Source organism: Ruegeria sp. HKCCA6837 (assembly GCF_013034475.1).
Classification (GTDB): domain Bacteria; phylum Pseudomonadota; class Alphaproteobacteria; order Rhodobacterales; family Rhodobacteraceae; genus Ruegeria.
The window spans coordinates 160,718-182,293 of record NZ_WQGD01000010.1 but is presented as its reverse complement, the minus strand read 5'-3'; the positions used below and the strand labels follow the sequence as shown (position 1 = coordinate 182,293).

Genomic DNA, 21,576 nt, shown 5'->3' with positions numbered 1-21,576 from the left:
AACCCATAACAAAACCCCGCCAAAACATAGGCGGGGTTTTCGCCAATCGGAAACTCGCGTTCCGATTTGTAGCCTTTTCAGATGTCGTTTTCGACTGACGAAGTGTCTTTTCCGCTTGCTGCAGGTGCAAAGGCCCCATACCTCTGTGCGTGGGACACCCCTCCCCAACGAGGGGCGTGTATCTGAAAGGGTAATACAGATGACGATTGAACGACCGGCAGCGCGGCCGGCAAATCCGCGTTTTTCCTCGGGCCCCTGTGCCAAACCCCCTACATTTGATCTGACTAAATTGGCCGATGCTGCGTTGGGTCGTTCGCACCGGGCCGCTGTTGGCAAGGATAAGTTGAAAGCGGCCATTGAAGGCACGCGTGAGCTGCTGGGCATTCCGGCGGATTACAAAATCGGCATCGTTCCCGCCTCGGACACCGGCGCGGTTGAGATGGCGCTGTGGTCGCTGCTGGGTGAGCGCAAGGTCGAGATGCTGGCTTGGGAAAGCTTTGGGTCCGGTTGGGTCACAGATGTGGTCAAACAGCTGAAGATCGATGCCGAAGTGAAAACGGCGGATTACGGGCAGATCGTGGATCTGGCTTCGGTCGATTTCGCCAATGACGTGGTGTTCACCTGGAATGGAACAACCTCGGGCGTGCGGGTTCCCACTGGCGACTGGATAGCCGACGACCGTCAGGGCCTGACAATTTGTGATGCGACCAGCGCCGCTTTTGCGATGGACCTGCCGTGGGACAAGCTGGATGTCACCACCTTTAGCTGGCAGAAAGTGTTGGGTGGCGAAGCGGCCCACGGCATGTTGATCCTGAGCCCTCGTGCGGTTGAACGGCTGGAGAGCTACACGCCTGCATGGCCGCTGCCCAAGATTTTCCGTCTGACCAAAGGCGGCAAGCTGATCGAAGGTATCTTCACCGGCGCCACCATCAACACGCCCTCGATGCTGGCGGTTGAGGATTATCTGTTTGCTCTGGACTGGGCGCGCTCGGTCGGTGGGTTGCAAGGGCTGATCGCCCGTGCTGATGCCAATGCCAATGCGGTTCATACGTTCTGTGCGAAGAATGATTGGATCGCCAATCTGGCCGAGGATGCGGCGACGCAATCGAACACATCTGTGTGCTTGAAGTTTACCGATGCACGCATTCAGGACGGTGCGACTTTTGCCAAGGCTGTGGCCAAACGGTTGGAGGTCGAGAATATCGCATTGGATATCGGTGCCTATCGCGACGCGCCTGCGGGTCTGCGTATCTGGTGCGGCGGTACGGTTGAGACCTCGGATATCGAGGCGATGTTGCCTTGGTTGGCCTGGGCCTTCGAGGCCGAGATCGCAGCGCAAACCGAAGCTGCCTGATGACCCGGTGCCGGGTTGAAGCCCGGCCTACTCACATTTGAAATCGTAGGGCGGGCTTCAGCCCGCCAACCCCCAGAATTCTTCAAAGGACCAGAGAAAATGGCCCCCAAAGTACTCGTATCTGACAAGCTCAGCGAAACCGCCGTGCAGATTTTCCGTGATCGTGGCATCGACGTGGATTTCATGCCTGATCTGGGCAAGGATAAAGACAAGTTGGCCGAAGTGATCGGTCAGTATGACGGTCTTGCCATCCGCTCGGCCACCAAGGTCACACCGACGATCCTGGAGAAAGCCGACAAGCTGAAGGTCATTGGCCGCGCTGGTATTGGCACGGACAATATCGACAAGGATGCGGCTTCGAAGAAAGGTGTGATCGTAATGAACACGCCGTTCGGCAACATGATCACGACCGCTGAACACGCGATTGCGATGATGTTTGCCGTGGCGCGGCAAATCCCCGAGGCCTCTACCTCGACCCATGCAGGCAAGTGGGAGAAGTCCAAGTTTATGGGGATCGAGCTGACCAACAAGACCCTCGGTGTTATTGGTGCAGGGAACATTGGTGGCATAGTTTGTGAACGCGCCCTTGGACTCAAGATGAAGGTCGTCGCCTATGATCCCTATTTGGGCGAAGAGAAAGCCGCGCAAATGGGCGTGGAAAAAGTTGAACTGGATGAGTTGCTGTCGCGCGCCGACTTTATCACGCTGCACGTACCGCTGACTGATCAGACCCGCAACATCCTGAGCCGCGAGAACCTCGCCAAGACCAAGAAGGGGGTTCGTATCATCAACTGTGCCCGTGGTGGACTGGTAGACGAAGACGCTCTGGCCGAAGCGCTGCAATCCGGACACGTCGCCGGAGCAGCCTTTGACGTGTTCAGCGAAGAGCCGGCGAAGGAAAACGCGCTGTTCAACCTGCCCAACGTGGTCTGTACACCGCACCTTGGTGCGGCAACGACCGAGGCGCAGGAAAACGTGGCGTTGCAGGTGGCCGAACAGATCTCGAACTATTTGCTGACAGGCGCGGTCGAGAATGCGCTGAACATGCCCAGCGTGACGGCGGAAGAGGCCAAGGTCATGGGGCCTTGGATCAAGCTGGCCGGGCATCTTGGCGGCTTTATTGGTCAGATGACGGATGAGCCTGTTAAGGCGATCAACATCCTTTACGATGGTGTGGCCGCTGAAATGAACCTTGCCGCGCTAAACTGCGCAGTGGTCGCGGGGATCATGAAAAAGTTCAACCCCGAGGTGAACATGGTTTCAGCCCCGGTTGTCGCGAAAGAGCGTGGGATCAAAATCTCGACCACCAATCAGGACAAATCGGGCGCGTTTGAGGGCTATATCAAAGTCACCGTCGTGACCGACAAGCGCGAGCGTTCGATCGGGGGCACTGTGTTCAGCGACGGCAAGCCGCGTTTTATTCAGATCAAGGGCATCAATATCGATGCCGAGATCGGCGCCCATATGCTTTACACGACCAACGAAGATGTGCCGGGCATCATCGGTGCATTGGGTCAGACCATGGGTGAGAACAACGTCAACATCGCCAACTTTACCCTTGGTCGCTCCGAGGCAGGCGGTGAAGCCATTGCGCTGCTTTACGTAGACGAACCGGTTCCAGCCGAGGCCCGCGCCAAGCTGGCGGAAACGGGTCTGTTCACGCAAATCAAGCCATTGGTGTTTGATGTCGCCTGACGCGGCCTGTTGAGTTTGAGAAACAGTTCAGGGCCCGGTTTTGAAAAGACCCGGGTCCTTTGTTCTCTGGAACCGCAATCTGGGGCACAAGCGTGCTGAGCACTACCGGCGGAGGATGTCTATGACACAGCCTGTCTATGTAATCGGTGATCTGCACGGACAGGTGGCTGAACTGGAGCGCGCACTGTCTTTGATCCAAAGTGACGGCGGACCTGATGCTCAGGTTGTGTTTCTGGGTGATTACGTGGATCGCGGTCCCGATAGCCGGGACTTGATCGATCACCTGATCGCCGGGCGTTATGCAGGTCGGAACTGGATCACCCTGCTGGGCAATCACGACCGGATGTTTGCCTGGTTCATGGAAGACACCCCACGCCACGATCCGCATCTGCTCGTGGGGTACCACTGGCTGCATGATCGGTTAGGCGGGATTGAGACTTTGCGCAGTTACGGGGTGGAGTTTGAAGGTCAAATCCGGCTGGAAGACTTGCACCGGATGGCGAAGGGGGCGGTGCCAAAGTCTCACCTGACCTTCCTGCGCGATTTGGCGTTGATGCACCAGACGCCCGAGCTTGCCTTTGTTCACGCCGGTATCCGCCCGAACGTGCCGCTCAATGAACAACGCGCAAGTGATCTGGTCTGGATCAGGCAGGTTTTTCACAACCATCGAGGTCCGCATCCCAAGCTGATCGTGCATGGTCACACGCCAGTGGATAAGGCCACGCATTATGGAAATCGCGTCAACCTGGATACAGGTGCGGGCTATGGGCGTCAGGTGGGTGTGGCCGTATTCGAAGGGCAGACTTGTTGGGAATTGACGGCACGGGGCCGTATCCCATTGACGCCTTAAACCACCTGACGCAGGCACGACATTGGAGATTGAATATGTATGTCGCAACTTTGCTGACCAATCCTGCAGCGCCTTCGCTGGACCGCGCCCTGCCTGAGTCGCTGCGCAACGCGTGGGGCGGCGGGGATGTCATCTGGCTCAGCCCTGATGAGGCGCTAGAGTTTGAATTGAGCGACATGCCCGACAATCGCTGGGACGTCTGGGCGGACTTGCAGGGCATGGGTGTCGACCTGATCGTGCAACCTGCGGATGGGCGGCGCAAAAAGATGCTGCTGGCTGATATGGACAGCACGATGATTCAGCAAGAATGCATCGATGAACTGGCGGATGAAGCCGGTGTTGGAGACAGGGTCAAGGACATCACTGCCCGTGCCATGAACGGAGAGCTGGACTTTGAGGGGGCGTTGATCGAACGGGTCGGATTGCTCAAGGATTTGGATGAAAGCGTGATTGGCAAAGTTCTGAACGAACGGATCACCCTCATGCCGGGTGGCAGGGCATTGCTGGCCACGATGCGGGCGAACGGTGCCCATGCGGCGTTGGTATCCGGCGGGTTCACAGCCTTTACGGCACGGGTGGCAGAGTTGCTGGGGTTTGATGAAAACCGGGCCAATACGCTGTTGGCTAAAAACGGGAAACTGACGGGCGATGTTGCGCGCCCCATTTTGGGACGGCAGGCCAAGATCGAAGCACTGGAACAGATCTCTGCCCGGCTTGAGCTGTCTGAAAATGACGTAATGGCTGTTGGCGACGGAGCAAATGACCTTGGAATGCTGGGCCGGGCCGGAACCGGAGTTGCCCTTCATGCCAAGCCTTCAGTTGCCGCCCAATGCGACGTGCGTGTGAATCACGGTGACCTGACGGCGCTGCTTTACCTGCAAGGGTACAGCCGCGCTGACTTTGCCGAGGAATAACCGAGGCTATCTTTTATTTAACATTTGTGTTAAATAGTGGTCATGAGCACGCTTCTGACCGCCTTTTCAGCACTGTCTGACGCCACCCGATTCTCGATTGTTGAACAATTGATGGAACAGGGTGAACTGCCCGCCGGTGACCTGATCGAAGGTCGCGGCGTATCGGGTGCTGCGATTTCGCGCCACCTAAAGGTCTTGCGAGAGGCAGGGCTGGTGCAACAGCGCGTCCAAGGCACGCAGCGGATGTATTCTGTCCGACCCGAGGGGCTGCGGCTGATTGCCGATTGGACCATTTCCAAGCGCCAATTCTGGGAAAGCAGCCTCGATCGTTTGAGCGAAATTATCGAAAGGGAGAATTCATGGCCGACCTGAAACTGGAACGGGACTTTCCCGTTAGCCCTGAAGACTTGTTCGCATGGATCAGTGACGGCAGCAGGTTGCTGCAATGGTGGGGGCCCGAAGGGATGCACGTGCCCGAACACAATCTGGATTTTTCGCGAACAGGCCCATGGTATTCGGTGATGGAGAATGGCGAGGGCCAACGATACAAGGTTTCAGGCCTTGTGACCCATGTCGATCCACCTAAATCAGTGGGTTTCACATGGGGCTGGCATGATGATCAGGACCAGCGCGGCAACGAAAGCCACGTGACTTTGTCGGTCGCAGCAACCGACACCGGATCACGACTGACACTGGATCACCGAGAACTGGCCGATGCCGAAGCGGCAGCGAACCACAATCAGGGTTGGATATCTTCGCTGCGTAAACTCGAAGCACTTTGCAAATAGATTTTCATCAGGGAGGAGCGACATGCCCCAATTTTTGTTTGTATATCATGGGGGCCACACCCCAACCGACCCCGCCGAGATTGAGGCGACTATGGCCGCCTGGGGTGCCTGGTTTCAGGACATGGGTGAGGCGCTGGAAATCCCCGGCAACCCGGTGGGCCAGTCCTATACCGTCACCAACAGCGGGGTCGTTGACAACGGCGGTGCGAACCCGGCCTCGGGCTTTACGGTGATCAAGGCCGACAGCATCGACACAGCGACCGCCATGGCCAAGGGTTGTCCAATGGTCGTCAACGGTTCAGGCTCGGTCGAAGTGGCCGAGGTGCATGAGATCGAGATGTGAGGACCTTAGCCGGGGAAGCCCGGCGCAGGTTTGATCACGCCGCATTCCAGCCCGCGCCGGCTGTATTGCGTGGCGTTCATGAATTTGCGGGTGGCCGGGTGATCGGCCTCCAGCACGCCGAGGCTGACCAGTATCGCGGCAATCGCACATTCGCTTGCGCGGGTGGTGCCGTCGGTGATCTTCAACGCAACGCCCATGCGTTTTTCGGGTATGATGGCCACAAACACGGCCTCGGCCCCGGTTTTGATGGCGACGCGGCCATTCATGGCGCGCATCAGCTCGGTGCAGGCACGGGTCTCACCGGCCACCAGCTCGGGGTGCTTGACCATTGCCGCAACCAGTTGTGCCGCAGCATCAGAGGAGCGATCCGACCGGTCTGCGGCACTGGCAAACCACGCCATCGACCGTGCCAATCCCGCCAGCGAGATCGCGAAATTTGGAGCGGAACAGCCGTCGATGCCATATCCCGGGCTGGTCTCTCCGGTGGTTTCTTCAATGGCTGACAGACAGGCTTGTTGCACCGGGTGGTCGATTTCAAGGTATTCCGGGCCTGCGCCCATGTGCTGAGCCAATGTCAGAAATCCACAGTGTTTGCCCGAGCAATTGTTGTGGATCTGGCAAGGCGTGTCGTCAGCTAAAATCAGCCGATCGCGAGCTGCTGTATCTGCTGGTTCCTGTGGGCCGCAGCGCAGATCATGCTCGGTCAGCTCCAGGTGATCCAGCCATGCTGTTACACGATCGGTGTGGATCGCGGCACCGTTGTGTGAGGCGCAGGCCAGCGCAAGATGTTCGCTGTTCAAGCCGTATTTCGCCGCGGCACCCGACGTGACCAGTGGAAGTGCCTGAATCATTTTGGCTGAGGACCTTGGGTAGATCACCGCTTGCGGATCGCCCCAGCTGCGGACGATTTGGCCGCTGTCATCGCAGATCACCGCGTGGCCCAGATGCAAACTCTCAAGCAAAGCACCACGCCACAGTTCTGTCATGGGTATGGGCTGCGTCATCTGGACCTCCGAAATTATGCGCAAAAATCTGCCAATCGCCCTTTCGCCTGTGGCGAAACCTGCGTTAGTGTGTGTATGTCGGCAATCATCGGAATGCGCAACGGAATAGACGGGCCGGAAGGGTTCGCAGCCAATTTCGATGGGTTTGAGGTATGGGTCGAGCTAGGAGGCTGGACAAATGGGATCAATGCTCGTTCGTGTGATCGCGGGCCTGTCTGTGGCAGGGACCGTCGCGACATCTGCAATCGCTCAGCAGGCCAGCAGCACCAACCGTGTTGCGGTCAAGACAGATTGGAGCGTCTTTGTTGAAGAAGACCCCACTGAATGCTGGAGCGTCGCAACCCCGGACGAAACGGTTAACACCCGCGGTGGTCGCGTGGTTTCTGTGCGGCGTAGCGACATTTTGCTGTTTGTGGTGTTTCGACCAGGCGATGACGTGAACGGAACAGTGTCGTTCACCGGCGGCTATCCCTTTGCGGCGGGTTCGACCGTCAACGTCAAGATCGACGACGCCGAATTCGAATTCATTACTGATGGCGAATGGGCCTGGCCTTCGACTCAAGGGCAGGAACCCAAAGTGATCGAAGCGATGAAGCGCGGGAACGAGGCTGTTCTGACGGCCCGCTCGGAACGCGGGACGCAGACGAAAGACACCTTCTCGTTACTGGGCTTTACCGCAGCAATTGACGACGCGAAGCAACGCTGCACTAATTAAGTCAGCGTATTTCGGTGCAGGCCCCGTCGGTATGGCGGGGCTTTTGTTTTTGATGCTGTCCGGCGCGCCAGCATTACGCGACGTCCGCGCCCGCACTTGATCCGTATCAAAGTAAGCCCTCGCACTTTCTGAACTAAATAGTTCAGAGGAAACGAAGGAGTTGCCCCGATGCTGAACAAATTTCTTGCTGCGCTGATGATGATCTCGGCCATGGTGCTAAGCGCTTGTGAAAACACAGGTGAGACATATCCGGTGACTGGCGAACAGTGCGGCCCGGAAGACCCGGTTAAGACTCTGGACGCCGAAGATTGCTACATTCCGCCGGCAGGTGTCTAAGCGGGCTTTGATCCGTACGGATTAAAACAAGACAATGGCCGCAGTGACTGTGTTACTGTGGCTTTTCCATGCATACCCGCCAATTGTGACGAATCCTTTTGATCTTTGCGCAGGTTCCTATATAGAGGCGCATCCCAAGCCAGAATCTTTCGAGATACGCCTCAGAGAGCCCAAAATGTCGCCCAAAGCGCCGATCACTCAAGATGTCCTGACCCTCCCTCGCAAACTGCCCGAGGGAAAGATCAACCTTGTCGGGCTAACCCGCGACCAGCTGCGCGCTGTTCTGATCGAGCACGGCACGCCGGAAAAGCAGGCCAAGATGCGCACCGGTCAGATCTGGCAGTGGATCTATCAATGGGGTGTGCGAGACTTTGCCGAGATGACCAACCTGGCCAAAGCCTACCGCGCACAATTGGCCGAGAATTTCGTGATCGAAATCCCCGAGGTTGTGACCCGCCAGGTTTCTGAGGATGGCACCCGCAAGTATCTGTGCCGTATCGCAGGCGGGCATGAGGTTGAGGTCGTCTATATCCCCGAAGAGGATCGCGGCACGCTTTGCATCTCGTCTCAGGTCGGGTGCACGCTGACTTGTTCATTCTGTCATACCGGCACCCAGAAACTGGTGCGCAACCTGACTGCGGCCGAGATCGTTGGTCAGATCATGATGGCCCGCGATGATCTTGACGAATGGCCCACCCCCGGTGCGCCCAAGGATGAAACGCGCCTGCTGTCGAACATCGTTCTGATGGGCATGGGCGAACCGCTTTACAATTTCGAAAACGTCCGTGATGCGATGAAAATCGCCATGGATCCCGAAGGGATTTCCCTGTCGCGCCGCCGTATCACGCTGTCGACCTCTGGCGTCGTGCCCGAAATCGCGCGCACGGCTGAGGAAATCGGCTGTTTGCTGGCGATCTCATTCCATGCCACCACGGATGAGACCCGCGACGTGCTGGTGCCGATTAACAAGCGTTGGAACATCGAAGAATTGCTACAGGCGCTGGCCAGCTATCCCAATGCGTCGAACTCCGAACGGATCACCTTTGAATATGTGATGCTGGATGGCGTGAACGACAGTGATGAGGATGCACACCGCCTGATCGACCACATCAAGCGTTACAACATCCCGGCCAAGATCAACCTGATTCCGTTCAATGAATGGCCCGGCGCGCCGTATAAGCGCAGCTCGAACAACCGTATCCGGGCTTTTGCGAATATCATCTACCACGCGGGCTATGCATCGCCCATTCGCAAGACGCGCGGTGAGGATATCATGGCGGCCTGTGGTCAGTTGAAATCGGCAACCGAACGCGCTCGCAAGTCTCGCAAACAGATCGAGGCCGAAACAGGGTTGAGCCGATAGAGTTTCCGCCGGCGTCCGACCGGGTCGGTTGTATCGCGCATCAAGTGTTTTCGGTCGCCACCTGCACGCCATAAGTGTACTTGTAAACTTAATGTTTCAGGTGCTGAAACAATATGCATAATTTGCTATGTTTCCCGTGTTCATCGCTAGCATGGCCCTTTTCAAATCCATGCACAAGGTGGTGAGCGGACCGGGCCAGAGCTGGCAAGTTATTGCGAGGTCGCTAGACTAAACCGGTGCTGTCAGGCGGTGCTCAGGCGAACTGATTTTCAGATGGGCCAATATTATGAACACAAGCTTTACTAACACTAACCTTTTCGGAGCAATCTTGTTTGCCTTTGCGTTTGCGGCAAGTTCAAGTTTGGTTTTTGCCGACAGCGAAAATGCTCATATCGCGATCGAAAACCCTGCTGAGCTGAGCAAGGACGAGGCTTTGAAGCACTACCGTTCGCTGAACCGTCGCATGGCGCGTGGTTATGCGGCGGCACAACTGGACCTGATACTCAACTACCAAAGCTGGCCGCTTTTCAACGATGCGCCATATATTTCGGCAACTCATGGCCAGCGTTTTGTGAACAGCTATGCCAATCGCATGGCTCATAACTATGCGATTTTGCAGGAAGGCGAGGAACTACCAATGGGTTCGGTCCTTGCCAAGGACAGCATGACGGTGACGGATGAAGGGCGCATACATCCAGGTGCCATGTTCATAATGGAGAAACTGGCAAACGGGGCGAACCCGGATACAGCGGATTGGCGTTATATCATGGTCCTGCCAGACGGTTCGGTGTTTGGCGATACCTTGGGTGACCGCGCCGGTGAAGTCGCGTATTGCCATGTCTGTCACGAACAGGTGGCGGATCGAGACTACACGTTTTATGTGCCGGAAGAGTATCGCAAGAGCGAATGAACCGGATCAGGCCGGTTCGCCTGGCAGCTTCAGTTCCGTCGCCTCGCGGCGGCTGAGTTGTTCGCCTTGTTTGCGTTTTGACAGAACTTCTCGAGCCAGCGCATATTTCTCATCCTGCCAGAAGATCAGACACCCGTTACACCCCTTGCCACAGCAGCCTTCGGTGCCGATACGGTTGGTCTTGAAACGGCGTTCATTGCCATCCTCGCCGATCTTTTCGACCAGTTCGTCGCGACGACGGGCATAAGCCGTCGGGTTGTCACGGCCAGTGGTTTCCAGCCCTTGCACCAGTTTGTCGAAACGAATGCGGCTCCAGTGTTCATCGGTCAGGGCGCGTTCCTTGCGCAGAACCGAGTAAACCGGGAAGCGCGCGCGAAGATCGTCAATGTCTTCGTGATCGAACAGGGTGAAAGGCAGCCGGATGGCTGTCTTCGTGCTGCCATGCACCACATCCAGCCGCTTGCCGTCAGACGCGCGTTCGAAATCGTAGACCCGCAGCAGAACCGTATCGCGTGAGATAGGCGAGACAAAATCCAACACGTCGCCCGGTTCCAGCTTGTTCTTCACCTCGACCAGAAAGGCGTCTTCAGTCACTTCGGTGACAATCCCCGCATACTCCCACTGCGCGATCGAAGCGGTGTGTTCATAGTCATGCGCGTAGTTGGTCAGACGTCCTTCGTGGAAGGCGAGCGTGTAGCCGCGGTTTCCTACGGTTTCCAGTTCGCGCATATATGGTCTGGGATCCCAGTTCTCAGGATCGGCATTGTAGTCGTCGATCGCCATCCGATACGCCCGCGCAACGATGGCGGCGTAATACTCCGACTTACCGCGCCCTTCGACCTTGAGGCTGTCGACACCGATCTTCAGGTATTCATCCAGCTTGGGCATGATGCACAGATCGCGGGAGTTCAGGATGTATGACCCGCGATCATCTTCTTCGATTGGCATCAAATCACCGGGGCGGCAGCCTTCTTCCAGCAGGAATTCAAACAGGTCCGCGTTTTCGTCGGTGATGCGCAGTTCCTGATGCGTGCCGTCCTTCAGGCGCAGTTTCAGGCCATAGTTCCAGCGGCAGGAATTGGCGCAATTGCCCTGGTTCGCCCCGCGTTCGGCCATAAAGTTCGAAAGCAGGCAACGACCTGAATAGGTCATGCACATCGCACCGTGGACGAAAGCCTCAAGCTTGATGTCAGGGCACTTCTCGCGGATTTCCACAAGCTCGGGGTACGAGACTTCGCGTGCCAGAACCACCAGTTCAGCGCCCTGATCCTGCCAGAACTTCACCGATAGCCACGAACAGATATTGGCCTGGGTCGAGATATGCAGCGGCAGTTCGGGTGCGCGTTCGCGGACATATTGGAACACACCGGGGTCGGCTATGATCAGCCCGTCTGGCTGCACCTTGCGCACCGTGTCGATGTACTCATCCAGTTTCGGGATGTCTTTGTTATGCGAAAACAGGTTCAGCGTCAGATAAGCGCGTCGGCCATGGCTGTGGCAGAACTCAACCCCTTCGATCACCTCTTCCAGCGAGAACTCGGATTTCGTGCGCAACGACATGTCGGGCGTGCCCAGATACACTGCGTCTGCGCCGTACAGGATGGCGAGCTTCAACTTGCGCAGATTGCCCGCGGGCATCAGCAATTCGGATCGGGACTGGGTCATAGAGCCACCTGGCAAAGGATCAAGGAGGCCTTCTACGCCAAATGGGTCGAGTCCAAAAGCCCGTTATCTGCGACTGAACCGCGCTGTGCCGATCACTTCAACCAGTTGCTGACGCACCGGTTCGGGTTGAGCCTCGACCGCGTTCAGAACCTCGCGCAGTTCGGCCCGTAGCCCGTGCATCTGATCAATCAGCGAGATCATCATCGACAGCGCATCTGCCTCCATGTCGTACTGTTCGTGCAACTCGCAGGCTAGTTCCAGACGGGCGACGTCGATACTGTGATAGATCAGCCCTTGGGCTGATTGTTCGGGGATCACAATCTCTGCCGCCAGATACTCGGTCAGTCGGTCCGAGGTCAGTCGGGCGACGGTTTCGATCAGTTCCTTCTCGGTCAAGGTCATGACGGCATTCCTTTCCGCGGGTCGTAGCTGTGCGTCTCGCGCCAGGTCTCCATGAACTGTTTCAGATCGTCATCGATTTTCTCGGGCATCGAGACGGTCAGTTCGATCAACTGATCCCCACGCTCGGACGAGCCGCGTTTTTTGACACCCTTGCCCCGCAATCGCAGGGTTTTGCCGCTGCTGGTGCCCGCCGGTACGCTGACATTCACGCCACCGTCGATGGTCGGAGCTGGGACTTTGCCACCCAGTATGGCCTCGTCAATCGTGATGGGCAGCGTAATATGGATGTCGTCGCCGTGGCGATCAAAGACCGGATGACTGGCCACCGAAACAGTTACCAGAGCATCGCCCGGAGGGCCTTCGCCATATCCCGGGGCCCCTTTGCCCCTCAGGCGGATGGTTTGACCCTCGGTAATTCCAGCCGGGATCTTCACTTCGATCCGGTCGCCGTCTGGCAAGGTCAGTTTCTGACTGGCACCGAACACGGCATCCAGAAAGCTGATCTGCAGCGAATAGTTCAGGTTGTGCCCCGGCGCGTGAAACTCATGGCCGCGCTGGCCGCCAAACCCGCCGCGCCCGCGCATGAATTCGGCGAAGATGTCGGACATGTCGTCCGGGTCTGCCTGACGTCCGCGATACGGGTTGCCAGCGGCTTCGGCATATTCACGGTAATACTGCTGTTGCGGGCGTTCCTGACCCGAGGCGTCAATCTCGCCATTGTCGAAACGCGCGCGGGTTTCCGGGTCTTTTAGCAGATCGTATGCGGAGGCGGCAGCTTTGAACTTTGCCTCAGCCTCGGCATCACCGGGCTTTAGGTCCGGATGGTATTCCTTGGCAATGCGCCGATAGGCTTTCTTGATCTCGGCGGCGCTGGCGTCTTTGGCCACGCCAAGAACGGAATAGGGATCGTCGCTCATCTCACACTCATGGCTCAGGGACAGGTCTGATCTTGATGAATGTCTTCTACCATGCGATTTCAACGGGTCAAAAGGAAGAGGCGATTGAATTGCCTCGTAAAATCCTGCAGGTCTGTTAACATCTGCATGTTTCTAATTGTTGATTGACGGAGATCGTCACATGTCGCGTAGAATTAAATCGGCTTTGGCCTTGCTGGCGGGGAATGCCATTGGGTTGTTGCTTGCCTCGCTGATACTGTCAGGATTTGCGATCAAGCCGATCTCTTTCATCGTCGTTGTAATCGTCTTCACCGTGGTGCAGCTGATTGCCGAACCCCTGATCCTGAAGCTGGGTGAAAAGAAAGCGCCTGCGCTGAAGGGCGGGATTGCTTTGATCGTGACCTTTGTAGGCCTGTTGGTGACTGATCTGATAACCGCTGGGCTGACCGTAGGTGGAGTTGCGAACCTGTTGGGAGCAACGCTGTTGGTCTGGCTGGGGGCGCTGATCGCCAGCGTTGTGCTGCCGATCTACGTGTTCAAAGAACTGCGCGAAGCCAAGAAGTAATCACAGCGCGTTCAGGCTGGCCTCGATGGCTTGCCACAGTTCTTCTACAGGTTCGCATCCGACGGACAGGCGGATGAAGGCGGGATCGACATCGTCGCCCCATCGCGCGCGACGTTCGGCTGAACTGTGGACGCCCCCGAACGAGGTCGCGGGGCGAAGAAGACGGCAATCGTTGATGAAGGCTTCGGCTTTCTCTTCACTTTCCAGTGTCAGGGACAGCAGAAACCCGAAGCGTGCCGTCTGTGCCTGCGCCAGTTTGTGGGATGGATCGCCCGGCAGACCTGGATAGCGGACCTGTTTCACTGCGGGATGTGCCGTCAATCGTTCGGCCAATACCTGTGCCGAGGTACACATACGGTCAAAGCGTACATCCAGCGTTTCCAGCCCGCGATGCAGCAGCCATGCCTCGTGTGGGCCGGGGATTGATCCAGACACTTTTCGCCATTCCTCGACCCGTTCCATAATATCTTTGTTGCGGCAGGCCACATGGCCCATCAGCATGTCGGAATGCCCGCCCATCGCCTTGGTATCTGACGAGACAACCACATCAATGCCCAGTTCCAGTGGGCGTTGACCCAGCGGGGTCATCGTCGTGTTGTCGGCAATGGTCACTCCCCCGGCGGCGCGCGCCTGTTCAGCAACCACTGCCAGATCGATCGTATCCAAACCGGGGTTCGAGGGGCTTTCTACAAAGACAACATCGAACCCGTCAAAACCGCCGTTGGTAAAGGCGGCAGTGGGTCGTTCCTCAACGGTCACGCCCAGACCTGAAAGGAAACGATCCGCCAGCAGGCGTGTCACGTAGTACCCGTCCGACGGGATCAGCAGGCGTGATCCGGCCTTCAGGGTCGCGAACAACGCTGCCGAGATCGCTGCCATCCCCGAAGGGAATGTCAGGCAGGGCGCTTCCTCCAGATGGGCCAGAACATGTTCCAGATGCTCCCAGGTTGGGTTGTCGACGCGGCCATAGGTGCGCAAACCTTCCGTCACGCCGGGCAGGTGGTACATGCTGCTTTGGGTCAGTGGCAGGGTTACCGGCTCACCGGCGTTCAACGCGTTGCCGCGCAGGTGCAGCATCTCTCCGGTTTTAGAAGCCATAGCTCAGCGCCCCGGAATTTCGTCGCGGGGCGGGGCGGGTTCCCAGTTCTCGATGATCTCGACCGCCTCTTGCGCAGTGTCGACAAAGCGGAACAGGTCGAGGTCTTCGTCCGAGATGGTGCCGGCATCGGCCAGCGCTTCCCAATTGATGACCTTTTCCCAGAATTCGCGGCCAAACAGCAGGAAGGGCACGCGGTCCATCCGCCCGGTCTGGATCAGGGTCAGGGATTCGAACAGTTCATCCATGGTGCCAAAACCGCCGGGGAAGATGGTGATGGCGCGGGCGCGCATCAGGAAATGCATCTTGCGAATGGCAAAGTAATGGAAGTTGAAGCTGAGGTCCGGCGTCACATAGAGGTTCGGCGCCTGTTCATGCGGCAGCACGATATTCAAGCCGATCGAACACCCACCCGCGTCCTGCGCGCCACGGTTTCCGGCCTCCATCACACCGGGACCACCGCCGGTGACGATGACGTTCTCACGGCATCCGGTTTCGTTTGACTTTTCGGTCATTAGCCGCGCGAACTCACGCGCCTCATCGTAATATTGTGACAACCCGGCCAAAGTCTCTGTTCGCGCCGTGTGTTTCTGCGACGGTTCCGGAATGCGCGCGCCGCCGAACATCACAATGGTCGAGGTGATCTCGCGCTCGGTCATGATCATCTCGGGCTTCAGCAATTCCAGTTGCAGACGCACCGGGCGCAATTCGTCCCGGCACAAGAATTCGTCATCGGCAAAGGCAAGGCGATAGGCAGGTGAACGCGTCTGCGGCGTGTCCGGAACCTCACTCGCGGTCGAGCGGTCGGTCTGCGCGTCGCGGAACGGATTGTGGCGGTCTTCTCTCATAGGTGATCGATCCCTGCTTGCGTGTTCATGAAACAGCTATAGGGTTCGCGATCAGAGCGCCAGTCACGGAAAGACAAGAATGAATTGGAAAAGTGAAATTTCAAAAGCCCGCGACCGTATCGCCGGATATGCACAAGTGACCCCAGTGATGGAAAGCCGCATTCCGGGCTATCCGATCGAGCTAAAACTCGAGCACATGCAGCACACTGGCAGTTTCAAGGCACGGGGCGCGTTCAACACATTGCTCAGCATGGACGTGCCACAGGCAGGCGTTGTGGCCGCGTCCGGGGGCAACCATGGTGCGGCGGCTGCTTATGCTGCGCAGACGCTGGGCTATCCCGCCAAGATATTCGTACCGGAACTGGCAGGTCCGTCGAAAATCGCGCTGATCCGGCAAACTGGCGCGGATCTAAGCGTCGTGTCCGGCGAATACGCCAACGCGCTGACCGCGGCGCAAGAACATGAGGCAGCTACCGGTGCCATGCAAATTCACGCCTATGACGCCCCGGCGACAGTGGCGGGGCAAGGGACCTGTTTTGCCGAATGGGATGCTCAGGGGGTGCAGGCCGATACGGTTCTGGTTGCTGTCGGTGGCGGCGGTCTTATTGCCGGTGCGCTGGCGTGGTTTGACGGCGCGCGCAAGGTTGTTGCAGTCGAACCTGAAACCTCTTGCGCGCTGAACGCTGCGTTACAGGCGGGTAAGCCGGTGGATGTATCTGTCTCGGGTATCGCTGCAAATGCGCTGGGCGCGCGGCGGATCGGACAGATCTGTTTCGATCTGGCGCAAGGCATGAGCTCGGTTCTGGTATCGGATGACGCGATTGCGGATGCGCAAAAGGCGCTTTGGCAGAGCCACCGCATTTTGGTGGAGCCCGCAGGCGCAGCAGCCTTGGCTGCATTGACGTCGGGTGTCTACCAGCCTGAACCGGATGAGCGTGTTGCCGTTCTGCTGTGCGGCGCAAATATTGCACCGGACCCGTTTGCAGGGTGAATTATCGGCTTGTGAACGGGTAGGGCGGATTTTATCTATAATCCATGTCCGCTACGATTTCCGACACGATCTACCAAAACCTGAGCCAGCAAATCATCACCGGAGAGCTTGAGGCCGGGGAAAAGCTGCGGCAAGACCATATTGCCCGCCAATTTGACACCAGTCACGTCCCTGTACGTGAAGCCCTGTTGCGGCTTGAGGCGCATGGATTGGCCCGGCATGAGCCTCGCCGCGGGATGCGCGTCACCGCGCTGGACCCGGCAGAAGTGCGTGAGGTGATAGAAATGCGAGTGGCGTTAGAGACCCTTGCGTTGCAGCAATCCGTGCAGAACATGTCTCCGATCGCGTTGGACAAGATCGATCGCGCACGCATCGCCTGTGATGAGGCGCAGACGATGCCGCAATGGGAAGCTTTGAACCGAGCGTTCCATCGTGCCATTCTGACACCTTGTGGCCTACCCCGGCTTTTGCACGCCATTGACGATCTGCATATCGCAAGCGCGCGCCACCTGTTCGCACATTGGCGATCAAAATGGGTACAGCAGGTAGACAAGGATCACGCCGCGCTGGTTCAGGCGCTCAGGCGCAGGGATCTGAGCACCGCCAAGGGCATCCTGACCCGCCATATACGCCGCGCAAGCTGACGAAAGGCCGTTTCAGACGCAAAATGATCCATGTTCGTCGCATTGCACCATTGTTTCCACTTGCGTATAGGCCAAACCGACACGAACAGATTCTGTAGGGAGACGCCCCATGTCCAACGCGCAACTGGAAGCCGCCATCGAAGCCGCCTGGGAGGCGCGCGACACAATCACGCCCGCCACCACCGGCGAACAGCGTGAAGCGATCGAGGATACGCTGAACGCGCTGGACAGCGGATCGCTGCGTGTTGCGGAAAAGCTTGAAAATGGCGACTGGCACGTGAACCAGTGGGCCAAGAAAGCGGTTCTGCTGGGCTTTCGCATCAAGGATATGGAAATCCAGTCCGGTGGTCCGCAGGCTGGCGGCTGGTGGGACAAGGTGGACAGCAAGTTCGCCGGTTGGGACGCAAGCCAATGGCAAGCCGCCGGGTTCCGTGCTGTGCCGAACTGCGTTGTCCGCAAGTCTGCCTATATCGCACCCGGCGCTGTTCTGATGCCGTCTTTTGTGAACCTGGGCGCTTATGTCGATGAAGGCACCATGGTTGATACATGGGCCACCGTTGGATCCTGTGCGCAGATCGGCAAGAACGTTCACCTGTCGGGGGGCGTCGGCATCGGTGGTGTCCTTGAGCCCATGCAGGCCGGACCGACCATCATCGAAGACAATTGCTTTATCGGTGCCCGTTCCGAAGTGGTCGAGGGTTGTATCGTACGCGAAGGTTCGGTTCTGGGCATGGGCGTGTTCATCGGCAAATCCACCAAAATCGTGGACCGTGAAACCGGCGAAGTCACCTATGGCGAAGTGCCGCCCTATTCGGTGGTTGTTGCCGGTTCGATGCCTTCCAAGAACAACATCAGCCTGTACTGTGCCGTGATCGTGAAACGGGTGGATGAAAAGACACGCTCGAAAACCGGCATCAACGAATTGCTGCGCGACTAAATTGCCGTATATCCTCCAAGAAGGGCTGTAGCTTGCGCTGCAGCCCTTTTTTGAGCCTTATGCCTTCACCGGATAGCGGTCTGGTTCTTCAAAAACGTCAATCACACGAGAACCCGCTTTGATCTTGCCACCGTGTTCGACACCCGAAGGGATCGAATAGCTGTCGCCCGGGCGGTATATTCTGGTCTCGGTGCCGATGGTCAGTTCGACCTCACCCTCGACGACAGTGCCCCATTGGGCTTTGTGAGAATGTGCGGGCAGTTCAAAATCCTTGAGAAAAGTAAAAAACGCCACCAGCCCAGCATCCGAGCGGATCACAGCGGTCTGAACTACATCTTCGGGGAAAGGGACGTCGAGGCTGGGAAATGCTGTGATGAAATCGGGATATGTCATGAAATGGTCCTGTGTTATCATGGTTCGGCTGTTTACCGGTACTATGGACGCCAGATTGCCCGTCTGCAATTCTGGGCTTCTTGACCGTCGGCGGGCACGCAGCTATGGCCCTGCGCATGGAAAAGCAAAAGAAACCTTCGCGTCAGCAAGTTTATACTCTTCTGGTCCAGATCGGTCGCAAGGATGGTGACGGGCTGCCCGAAGGGGCGACCGGCGCGGCGTTGATCTGCTTTGCCAGCGGAGTCGACGAGGCCGAGGCCGTGCGCGAAACGGTGGCCATTCTGAAGCAAGCCGATACAGCGCCGCTGGATGTCACCGGTTATGGCACTTTGGCGGAACGCGAAGCGCAAGGGCATGACATAGAGCCGGACGAGCGTGCCCTAATGCAACGCGCATTGGACGAAAACGCCGTGATCGTCGCGCAGATGACACCGTTTTATGGCGACGAGGCTGAAGCCTAGTTTCGTGTACCGAACCACTTGCGGTAAATTTCGTCGTAAGTTCCATCTTCGCGCAGTGACAGCAAAGCCTGATTGACGTCCTCGACTAGCGGCGATCCTGTCGGGAATGCGATGCCATAGTTTTCGCGCAGGAAGATGCCGCCTGTCATGGACGCAATACGCCGCCCCTCATGCGAGGCGAAATAGGACAGGACCGGCGCGTCAAATACGACTGCGTCCAGCTCCTCGGCCTTGAAGGCGTCCAGCATCTGTTCCAGGCCGGGATAGCCGGTGAATTCGATCTCGCGTCGATTCAGGAAGCTCGCCGCAGTTGAACTGGAGATCGTTCCGACATTTTTTCCATACAAATCGTTCACTGAGTTCACGTTGCCGGTAATCGCGTCTACCGTCATGACCGAGGTTATGCGTGCGGTGAAAACCGACACAATGAACAGCGACGACACAACCAGCACGACCCCCAACATTCGCCCAAACGGGGTACGGGGCATCCGCTCTTCGAAGCCGCCATTCACAACCAAGTTGAGCGCCCACCAGAATGACGGGAACCAGGCTTCGTTCAGTTTGCGGTCGAAATAGGGTTGGGCGCGGCGCTCAAAGCTCCACATCAACATGCCGCCGCCCAGTAGAATGGCAAAGGCCAGACCGATAGCAATGAAGAGTTCTTTGGACAACAACGCCTGCAACAGCGAGGGCCGACGAACGGCGTCTGACGGCACCATGATCTGCAGCCCGGCCTCAAAGATCGGCTGGCTGAAATCCATCTGTGTTTCACGCATCGCCGTGATCGAGATATTGGCGATGGCAAGGTCGGCAGACCCGTATTGTACGGCACCCAGCATATCGGAAAAGGCGTCCACACGGTTGACGGAATAGTCCCAGCCCAGCGACTCGGCCAGTGCCGCAAGCAAGTCCATCGAGAAACCCGTTTCAGCCCCGTCCTCGACATAGGAAAACGGGGGGCGTGTCACGGTCGTGACGGAAAGGGTCTGTGCCAGGCTCTGCTGTGCGATGACGGCGAAAGTCAGGCAGATCAGAGCGTAAAACGCGCGTTTCATTTTCTTTTCACCTGTTTCGCGGCCCCTGTAACGCGATTGTGCGGCGCACGGCAAGGTGGTCGCTGGGTAAATTGCCATGTTTTGCTGGGGTCTCGCTTTGACACGTCCGGCGTCGGAAGATTGATTTTTTGTGGATTGGGGTTGGAAAACCGGGCAATTCGTTGAATCTGTGCGCGAACCCGCGAAAGACAAAGCTCCAGAGGCCTCTGCATGACCGACCCCGTTCAATTGACAGCTGACCTGATTCGTTGCCCATCGGTCACACCGGAAGAGGGCGGCGCGCTTGAATTGCTCGACTCGGTTCTGACTGGCGCGGGCTTTGAATGCACACGTGTCGACCGCGGCGGCATCAGTAATCTGTTCGCGCGCTGGGGCCAGAAAGGCCACGCGCGCAGCTTCGGATTCAACGGCCACACAGATGTTGTTCCGGTAGGCGACGAAGAGGCTTGGACGATGCCGCCTTTCGGGGCCGAGGTGCGGGATGGTGTGATGTACGGGCGCGGTACCACCGATATGAAATCCGGGGTCGCGGCGTTTGCTGCGGCTGCGGTAGACTTCGTGCGCGACACACCGCCGGACGGGGCCGTCATCCTGGCGATTACCGGCGATGAAGAAGGTGATGCGCTGGATGGCACCACCGCCTTGCTCGACTATATGAGCAGCGCAGATGAGCGCATGTCGGTCTGCCTGGTAGGTGAGCCCACATGCCCGAACACGATGGGCGAGATGATGAAGATCGGCCGTCGTGGCTCGATGACGGCATGGTTCACGATCACTGGCGTTCAGGGGCATTCGGCCTATCCGCATCGGGCTAAGAACCCACTGCCTGCGATGGCGCGGCTGATGGATCGGTTGGCAAGTCACGAACTGGATCAGGGCACGGATCACTTCGACGCCTCAACTTTGGCAGTGGTCACGATCGACACGGGGAACGCTGCCACCAACGTGATCCCAGCCCGGAGCAGTGGCGCGGTCAATATTCGTTTCAACGATCTGCATTCCGGTGCAAGCCTAAGCGATTGGTTGAAATCAGAGGCGGATCAGGTGGCTGCCGAATACGGCGTTGAGGTGGACGTAAGAATCAAGATTTCTGGGGAGAGCTTTCTGACCCCGCCGGGGCCACTGTCTGATCTGGTGGCCAAGGCGGTCGAAGCGGAAACCGGTGTCACGCCCGAGTTGTCCACAACAGGAGGCACATCGGATGCGCGTTTCGTCAAAAATCACTGCCCGGTGGTTGAGTTTGGGCTGGTCGGGCGCACCATGCATCAGGTGGATGAATGCGTCGAGGTGGCACAGGTCGAACAGCTCAAGTCGATCTACACGCGCATCCTGACGGAATACTTTGCCTGAT

General features: G+C 57.7%; 25 protein-coding genes. 17 read left to right on the top strand and 8 right to left on the bottom strand.

Annotation, left to right across the window (positions count from 1 at the left end):
- Positions 1 to 199 precede the first annotated feature (199 nt).
- The 7 genes from GOV91_RS15190 (at position 200) to GOV91_RS15160 (ending at position 5,944) form a co-directional block, all read left to right on the top strand.
- Entirely contained in the window at positions 200 to 1,354 is a 1,155-nt protein-coding gene (locus GOV91_RS15190) for a phosphoserine transaminase (protein WP_171236135.1), read from the top strand.
- A 99-nt stretch (positions 1,355 to 1,453) separates the two neighbouring features.
- Positions 1,454 to 3,049, top strand: a complete 1,596-nt coding sequence (serA, locus tag GOV91_RS15185; protein ID WP_171180410.1) for a phosphoglycerate dehydrogenase — start codon at positions 1,454 to 1,456, stop codon at positions 3,047 to 3,049.
- A 121-nt stretch (positions 3,050 to 3,170) separates the two neighbouring features.
- The gene (locus GOV91_RS15180) at positions 3,171 to 3,899 is read left to right on the top strand and encodes a metallophosphoesterase family protein (RefSeq protein ID WP_171180408.1); all 729 of its coding nucleotides are present in this window, start codon (positions 3,171 to 3,173) and stop codon (positions 3,897 to 3,899) included.
- A gap of 35 nt (positions 3,900 to 3,934) precedes the next feature.
- Positions 3,935 to 4,813: a phosphoserine phosphatase SerB gene (serB, locus tag GOV91_RS15175; RefSeq protein WP_171236134.1), complete on the top strand. Its 879-nt coding sequence runs from the start codon at positions 3,935 to 3,937 to the stop codon at positions 4,811 to 4,813.
- 42 nt (positions 4,814 to 4,855) lie between these two features.
- Positions 4,856 to 5,185, top strand: a complete 330-nt coding sequence (locus GOV91_RS15170) for a helix-turn-helix transcriptional regulator (protein WP_171236133.1) — start codon at positions 4,856 to 4,858, stop codon at positions 5,183 to 5,185.
- Positions 5,173 to 5,601, top strand: a complete 429-nt coding sequence (locus GOV91_RS15165; protein ID WP_171236132.1) for an SRPBCC domain-containing protein — start codon at positions 5,173 to 5,175, stop codon at positions 5,599 to 5,601. Before GOV91_RS15170 ends, GOV91_RS15165 begins: the two co-directional genes overlap by 13 nt.
- Positions 5,602 to 5,623: 22 nt before the next feature.
- Positions 5,624 to 5,944, top strand: coding sequence for a YciI family protein (locus GOV91_RS15160; protein ID WP_171236131.1), 321 nt, complete (start codon positions 5,624 to 5,626; stop codon positions 5,942 to 5,944).
- A gap of 5 nt (positions 5,945 to 5,949) precedes the next feature.
- Here GOV91_RS15160 and GOV91_RS15155 read toward each other — a convergent pair whose 3' ends face one another.
- The gene (locus GOV91_RS15155; protein ID WP_171236130.1) at positions 5,950 to 6,948 is read right to left on the bottom strand and encodes an asparaginase; all 999 of its coding nucleotides are present in this window, start codon (positions 6,946 to 6,948) and stop codon (positions 5,950 to 5,952) included.
- A gap of 178 nt (positions 6,949 to 7,126) precedes the next feature.
- On the opposite strand from GOV91_RS15155, the gene GOV91_RS15150 reads away from it, so the two are divergent.
- The 4 genes from GOV91_RS15150 (at position 7,127) to GOV91_RS15135 (ending at position 10,272) form a co-directional block, all read left to right on the top strand.
- Positions 7,127 to 7,663, top strand: coding sequence for an invasion associated locus B family protein (locus GOV91_RS15150; protein ID WP_171180396.1), 537 nt, complete (start codon positions 7,127 to 7,129; stop codon positions 7,661 to 7,663).
- A 168-nt stretch (positions 7,664 to 7,831) separates the two neighbouring features.
- A complete protein-coding gene (locus tag GOV91_RS15145; RefSeq protein WP_171180394.1) occupies positions 7,832 to 7,999 on the top strand; it encodes a hypothetical protein in 168 nt (55 codons plus the stop codon).
- Between the two features lie 175 nt (positions 8,000 to 8,174).
- Positions 8,175 to 9,362 carry a 23S rRNA (adenine(2503)-C(2))-methyltransferase RlmN gene (rlmN, locus tag GOV91_RS15140; RefSeq protein WP_171180392.1) on the top strand — a complete coding sequence of 396 codons (1,188 nt, stop codon included), beginning with the start codon at positions 8,175 to 8,177 and terminating at the stop codon, positions 9,360 to 9,362.
- A 328-nt stretch (positions 9,363 to 9,690) separates the two neighbouring features.
- Positions 9,691 to 10,272 carry a cytochrome P460 family protein gene (locus GOV91_RS15135; protein WP_254440687.1) on the top strand — a complete coding sequence of 194 codons (582 nt, stop codon included), beginning with the start codon at positions 9,691 to 9,693 and terminating at the stop codon, positions 10,270 to 10,272.
- A 6-nt stretch (positions 10,273 to 10,278) separates the two neighbouring features.
- On the opposite strand, the gene GOV91_RS15130 is transcribed toward GOV91_RS15135, so the two are convergent.
- The 3 genes from GOV91_RS15130 to GOV91_RS15120 form a co-directional block, all read right to left on the bottom strand.
- Positions 10,279 to 11,937 carry a U32 family peptidase gene (locus tag GOV91_RS15130; protein ID WP_171236128.1) on the bottom strand — a complete coding sequence of 553 codons (1,659 nt, stop codon included), beginning with the start codon at positions 11,935 to 11,937 and terminating at the stop codon, positions 10,279 to 10,281.
- Positions 11,938 to 12,000: 63 nt separating this feature from the next.
- Positions 12,001 to 12,339, bottom strand: coding sequence for a hypothetical protein (locus GOV91_RS15125; protein ID WP_171236127.1), 339 nt, complete (start codon positions 12,337 to 12,339; stop codon positions 12,001 to 12,003).
- A complete protein-coding gene (locus GOV91_RS15120; protein ID WP_171236126.1) occupies positions 12,336 to 13,256 on the bottom strand; it encodes a DnaJ C-terminal domain-containing protein in 921 nt (306 codons plus the stop codon). Before GOV91_RS15120 ends, GOV91_RS15125 begins: the two co-directional genes overlap by 4 nt.
- Before the next feature lie 160 nt (positions 13,257 to 13,416).
- Here GOV91_RS15120 and GOV91_RS15115 point away from each other — a divergent pair, with 160 nt between their 5' ends.
- Complete coding sequence (locus GOV91_RS15115) at positions 13,417 to 13,800, top strand: hypothetical protein (RefSeq protein WP_171095725.1); 384 nt, start codon at positions 13,417 to 13,419, stop codon at positions 13,798 to 13,800.
- On the opposite strand, the gene GOV91_RS15110 is transcribed toward GOV91_RS15115, so the two are convergent.
- Positions 13,801 to 14,898: a cystathionine gamma-lyase gene (locus tag GOV91_RS15110; RefSeq protein WP_171236125.1), complete on the bottom strand. Its 1,098-nt coding sequence runs from the start codon at positions 14,896 to 14,898 to the stop codon at positions 13,801 to 13,803.
- A 3-nt stretch (positions 14,899 to 14,901) separates the two neighbouring features.
- A complete protein-coding gene (locus tag GOV91_RS15105) occupies positions 14,902 to 15,744 on the bottom strand; it encodes a TIGR00730 family Rossman fold protein (RefSeq protein ID WP_171095729.1) in 843 nt (280 codons plus the stop codon).
- A gap of 79 nt (positions 15,745 to 15,823) precedes the next feature.
- Between GOV91_RS15105 and GOV91_RS15100 the strand changes: the two genes are divergently transcribed.
- The 3 genes from GOV91_RS15100 (at position 15,824) to dapD (ending at position 18,316) form a co-directional block, all read left to right on the top strand.
- Positions 15,824 to 16,735, top strand: a complete 912-nt coding sequence (locus tag GOV91_RS15100; RefSeq protein ID WP_171236124.1) for a threonine/serine dehydratase — start codon at positions 15,824 to 15,826, stop codon at positions 16,733 to 16,735.
- 44 nt (positions 16,736 to 16,779) lie between these two features.
- Positions 16,780 to 17,379, top strand: a complete 600-nt coding sequence (locus tag GOV91_RS15095; RefSeq protein WP_171236123.1) for a GntR family transcriptional regulator — start codon at positions 16,780 to 16,782, stop codon at positions 17,377 to 17,379.
- 109 nt (positions 17,380 to 17,488) lie between these two features.
- A complete protein-coding gene (gene dapD, locus GOV91_RS15090; protein ID WP_171105853.1) occupies positions 17,489 to 18,316 on the top strand; it encodes a 2,3,4,5-tetrahydropyridine-2,6-dicarboxylate N-succinyltransferase in 828 nt (275 codons plus the stop codon).
- A 57-nt stretch (positions 18,317 to 18,373) separates the two neighbouring features.
- Here the strand turns inward: dapD and GOV91_RS15085 are convergent, their stop codons facing one another.
- Positions 18,374 to 18,709: a cupin domain-containing protein gene (locus GOV91_RS15085; RefSeq protein ID WP_171180425.1), complete on the bottom strand. Its 336-nt coding sequence runs from the start codon at positions 18,707 to 18,709 to the stop codon at positions 18,374 to 18,376.
- Positions 18,710 to 18,813: 104 nt separating this feature from the next.
- On the opposite strand from GOV91_RS15085, the gene GOV91_RS15080 reads away from it, so the two are divergent.
- Positions 18,814 to 19,170, top strand: coding sequence for a hypothetical protein (locus GOV91_RS15080; protein WP_254440686.1), 357 nt, complete (start codon positions 18,814 to 18,816; stop codon positions 19,168 to 19,170).
- Here GOV91_RS15080 and GOV91_RS15075 read toward each other — a convergent pair.
- Complete coding sequence (locus GOV91_RS15075; RefSeq protein ID WP_171236121.1) at positions 19,167 to 20,225, bottom strand: transporter substrate-binding domain-containing protein; 1,059 nt, start codon at positions 20,223 to 20,225, stop codon at positions 19,167 to 19,169. The genes GOV91_RS15080 and GOV91_RS15075 overlap by 4 nt on opposite strands.
- 210 nt (positions 20,226 to 20,435) lie before the next feature.
- Between GOV91_RS15075 and dapE the strand changes: the two genes are divergently transcribed.
- On the top strand, positions 20,436 to 21,575 hold the full coding sequence (gene dapE / locus GOV91_RS15070; protein WP_171236120.1) for a succinyl-diaminopimelate desuccinylase: 1,140 nt from the start codon (positions 20,436 to 20,438) through the stop codon (positions 21,573 to 21,575).
- Position 21,576 lies beyond the last annotated feature (1 nt).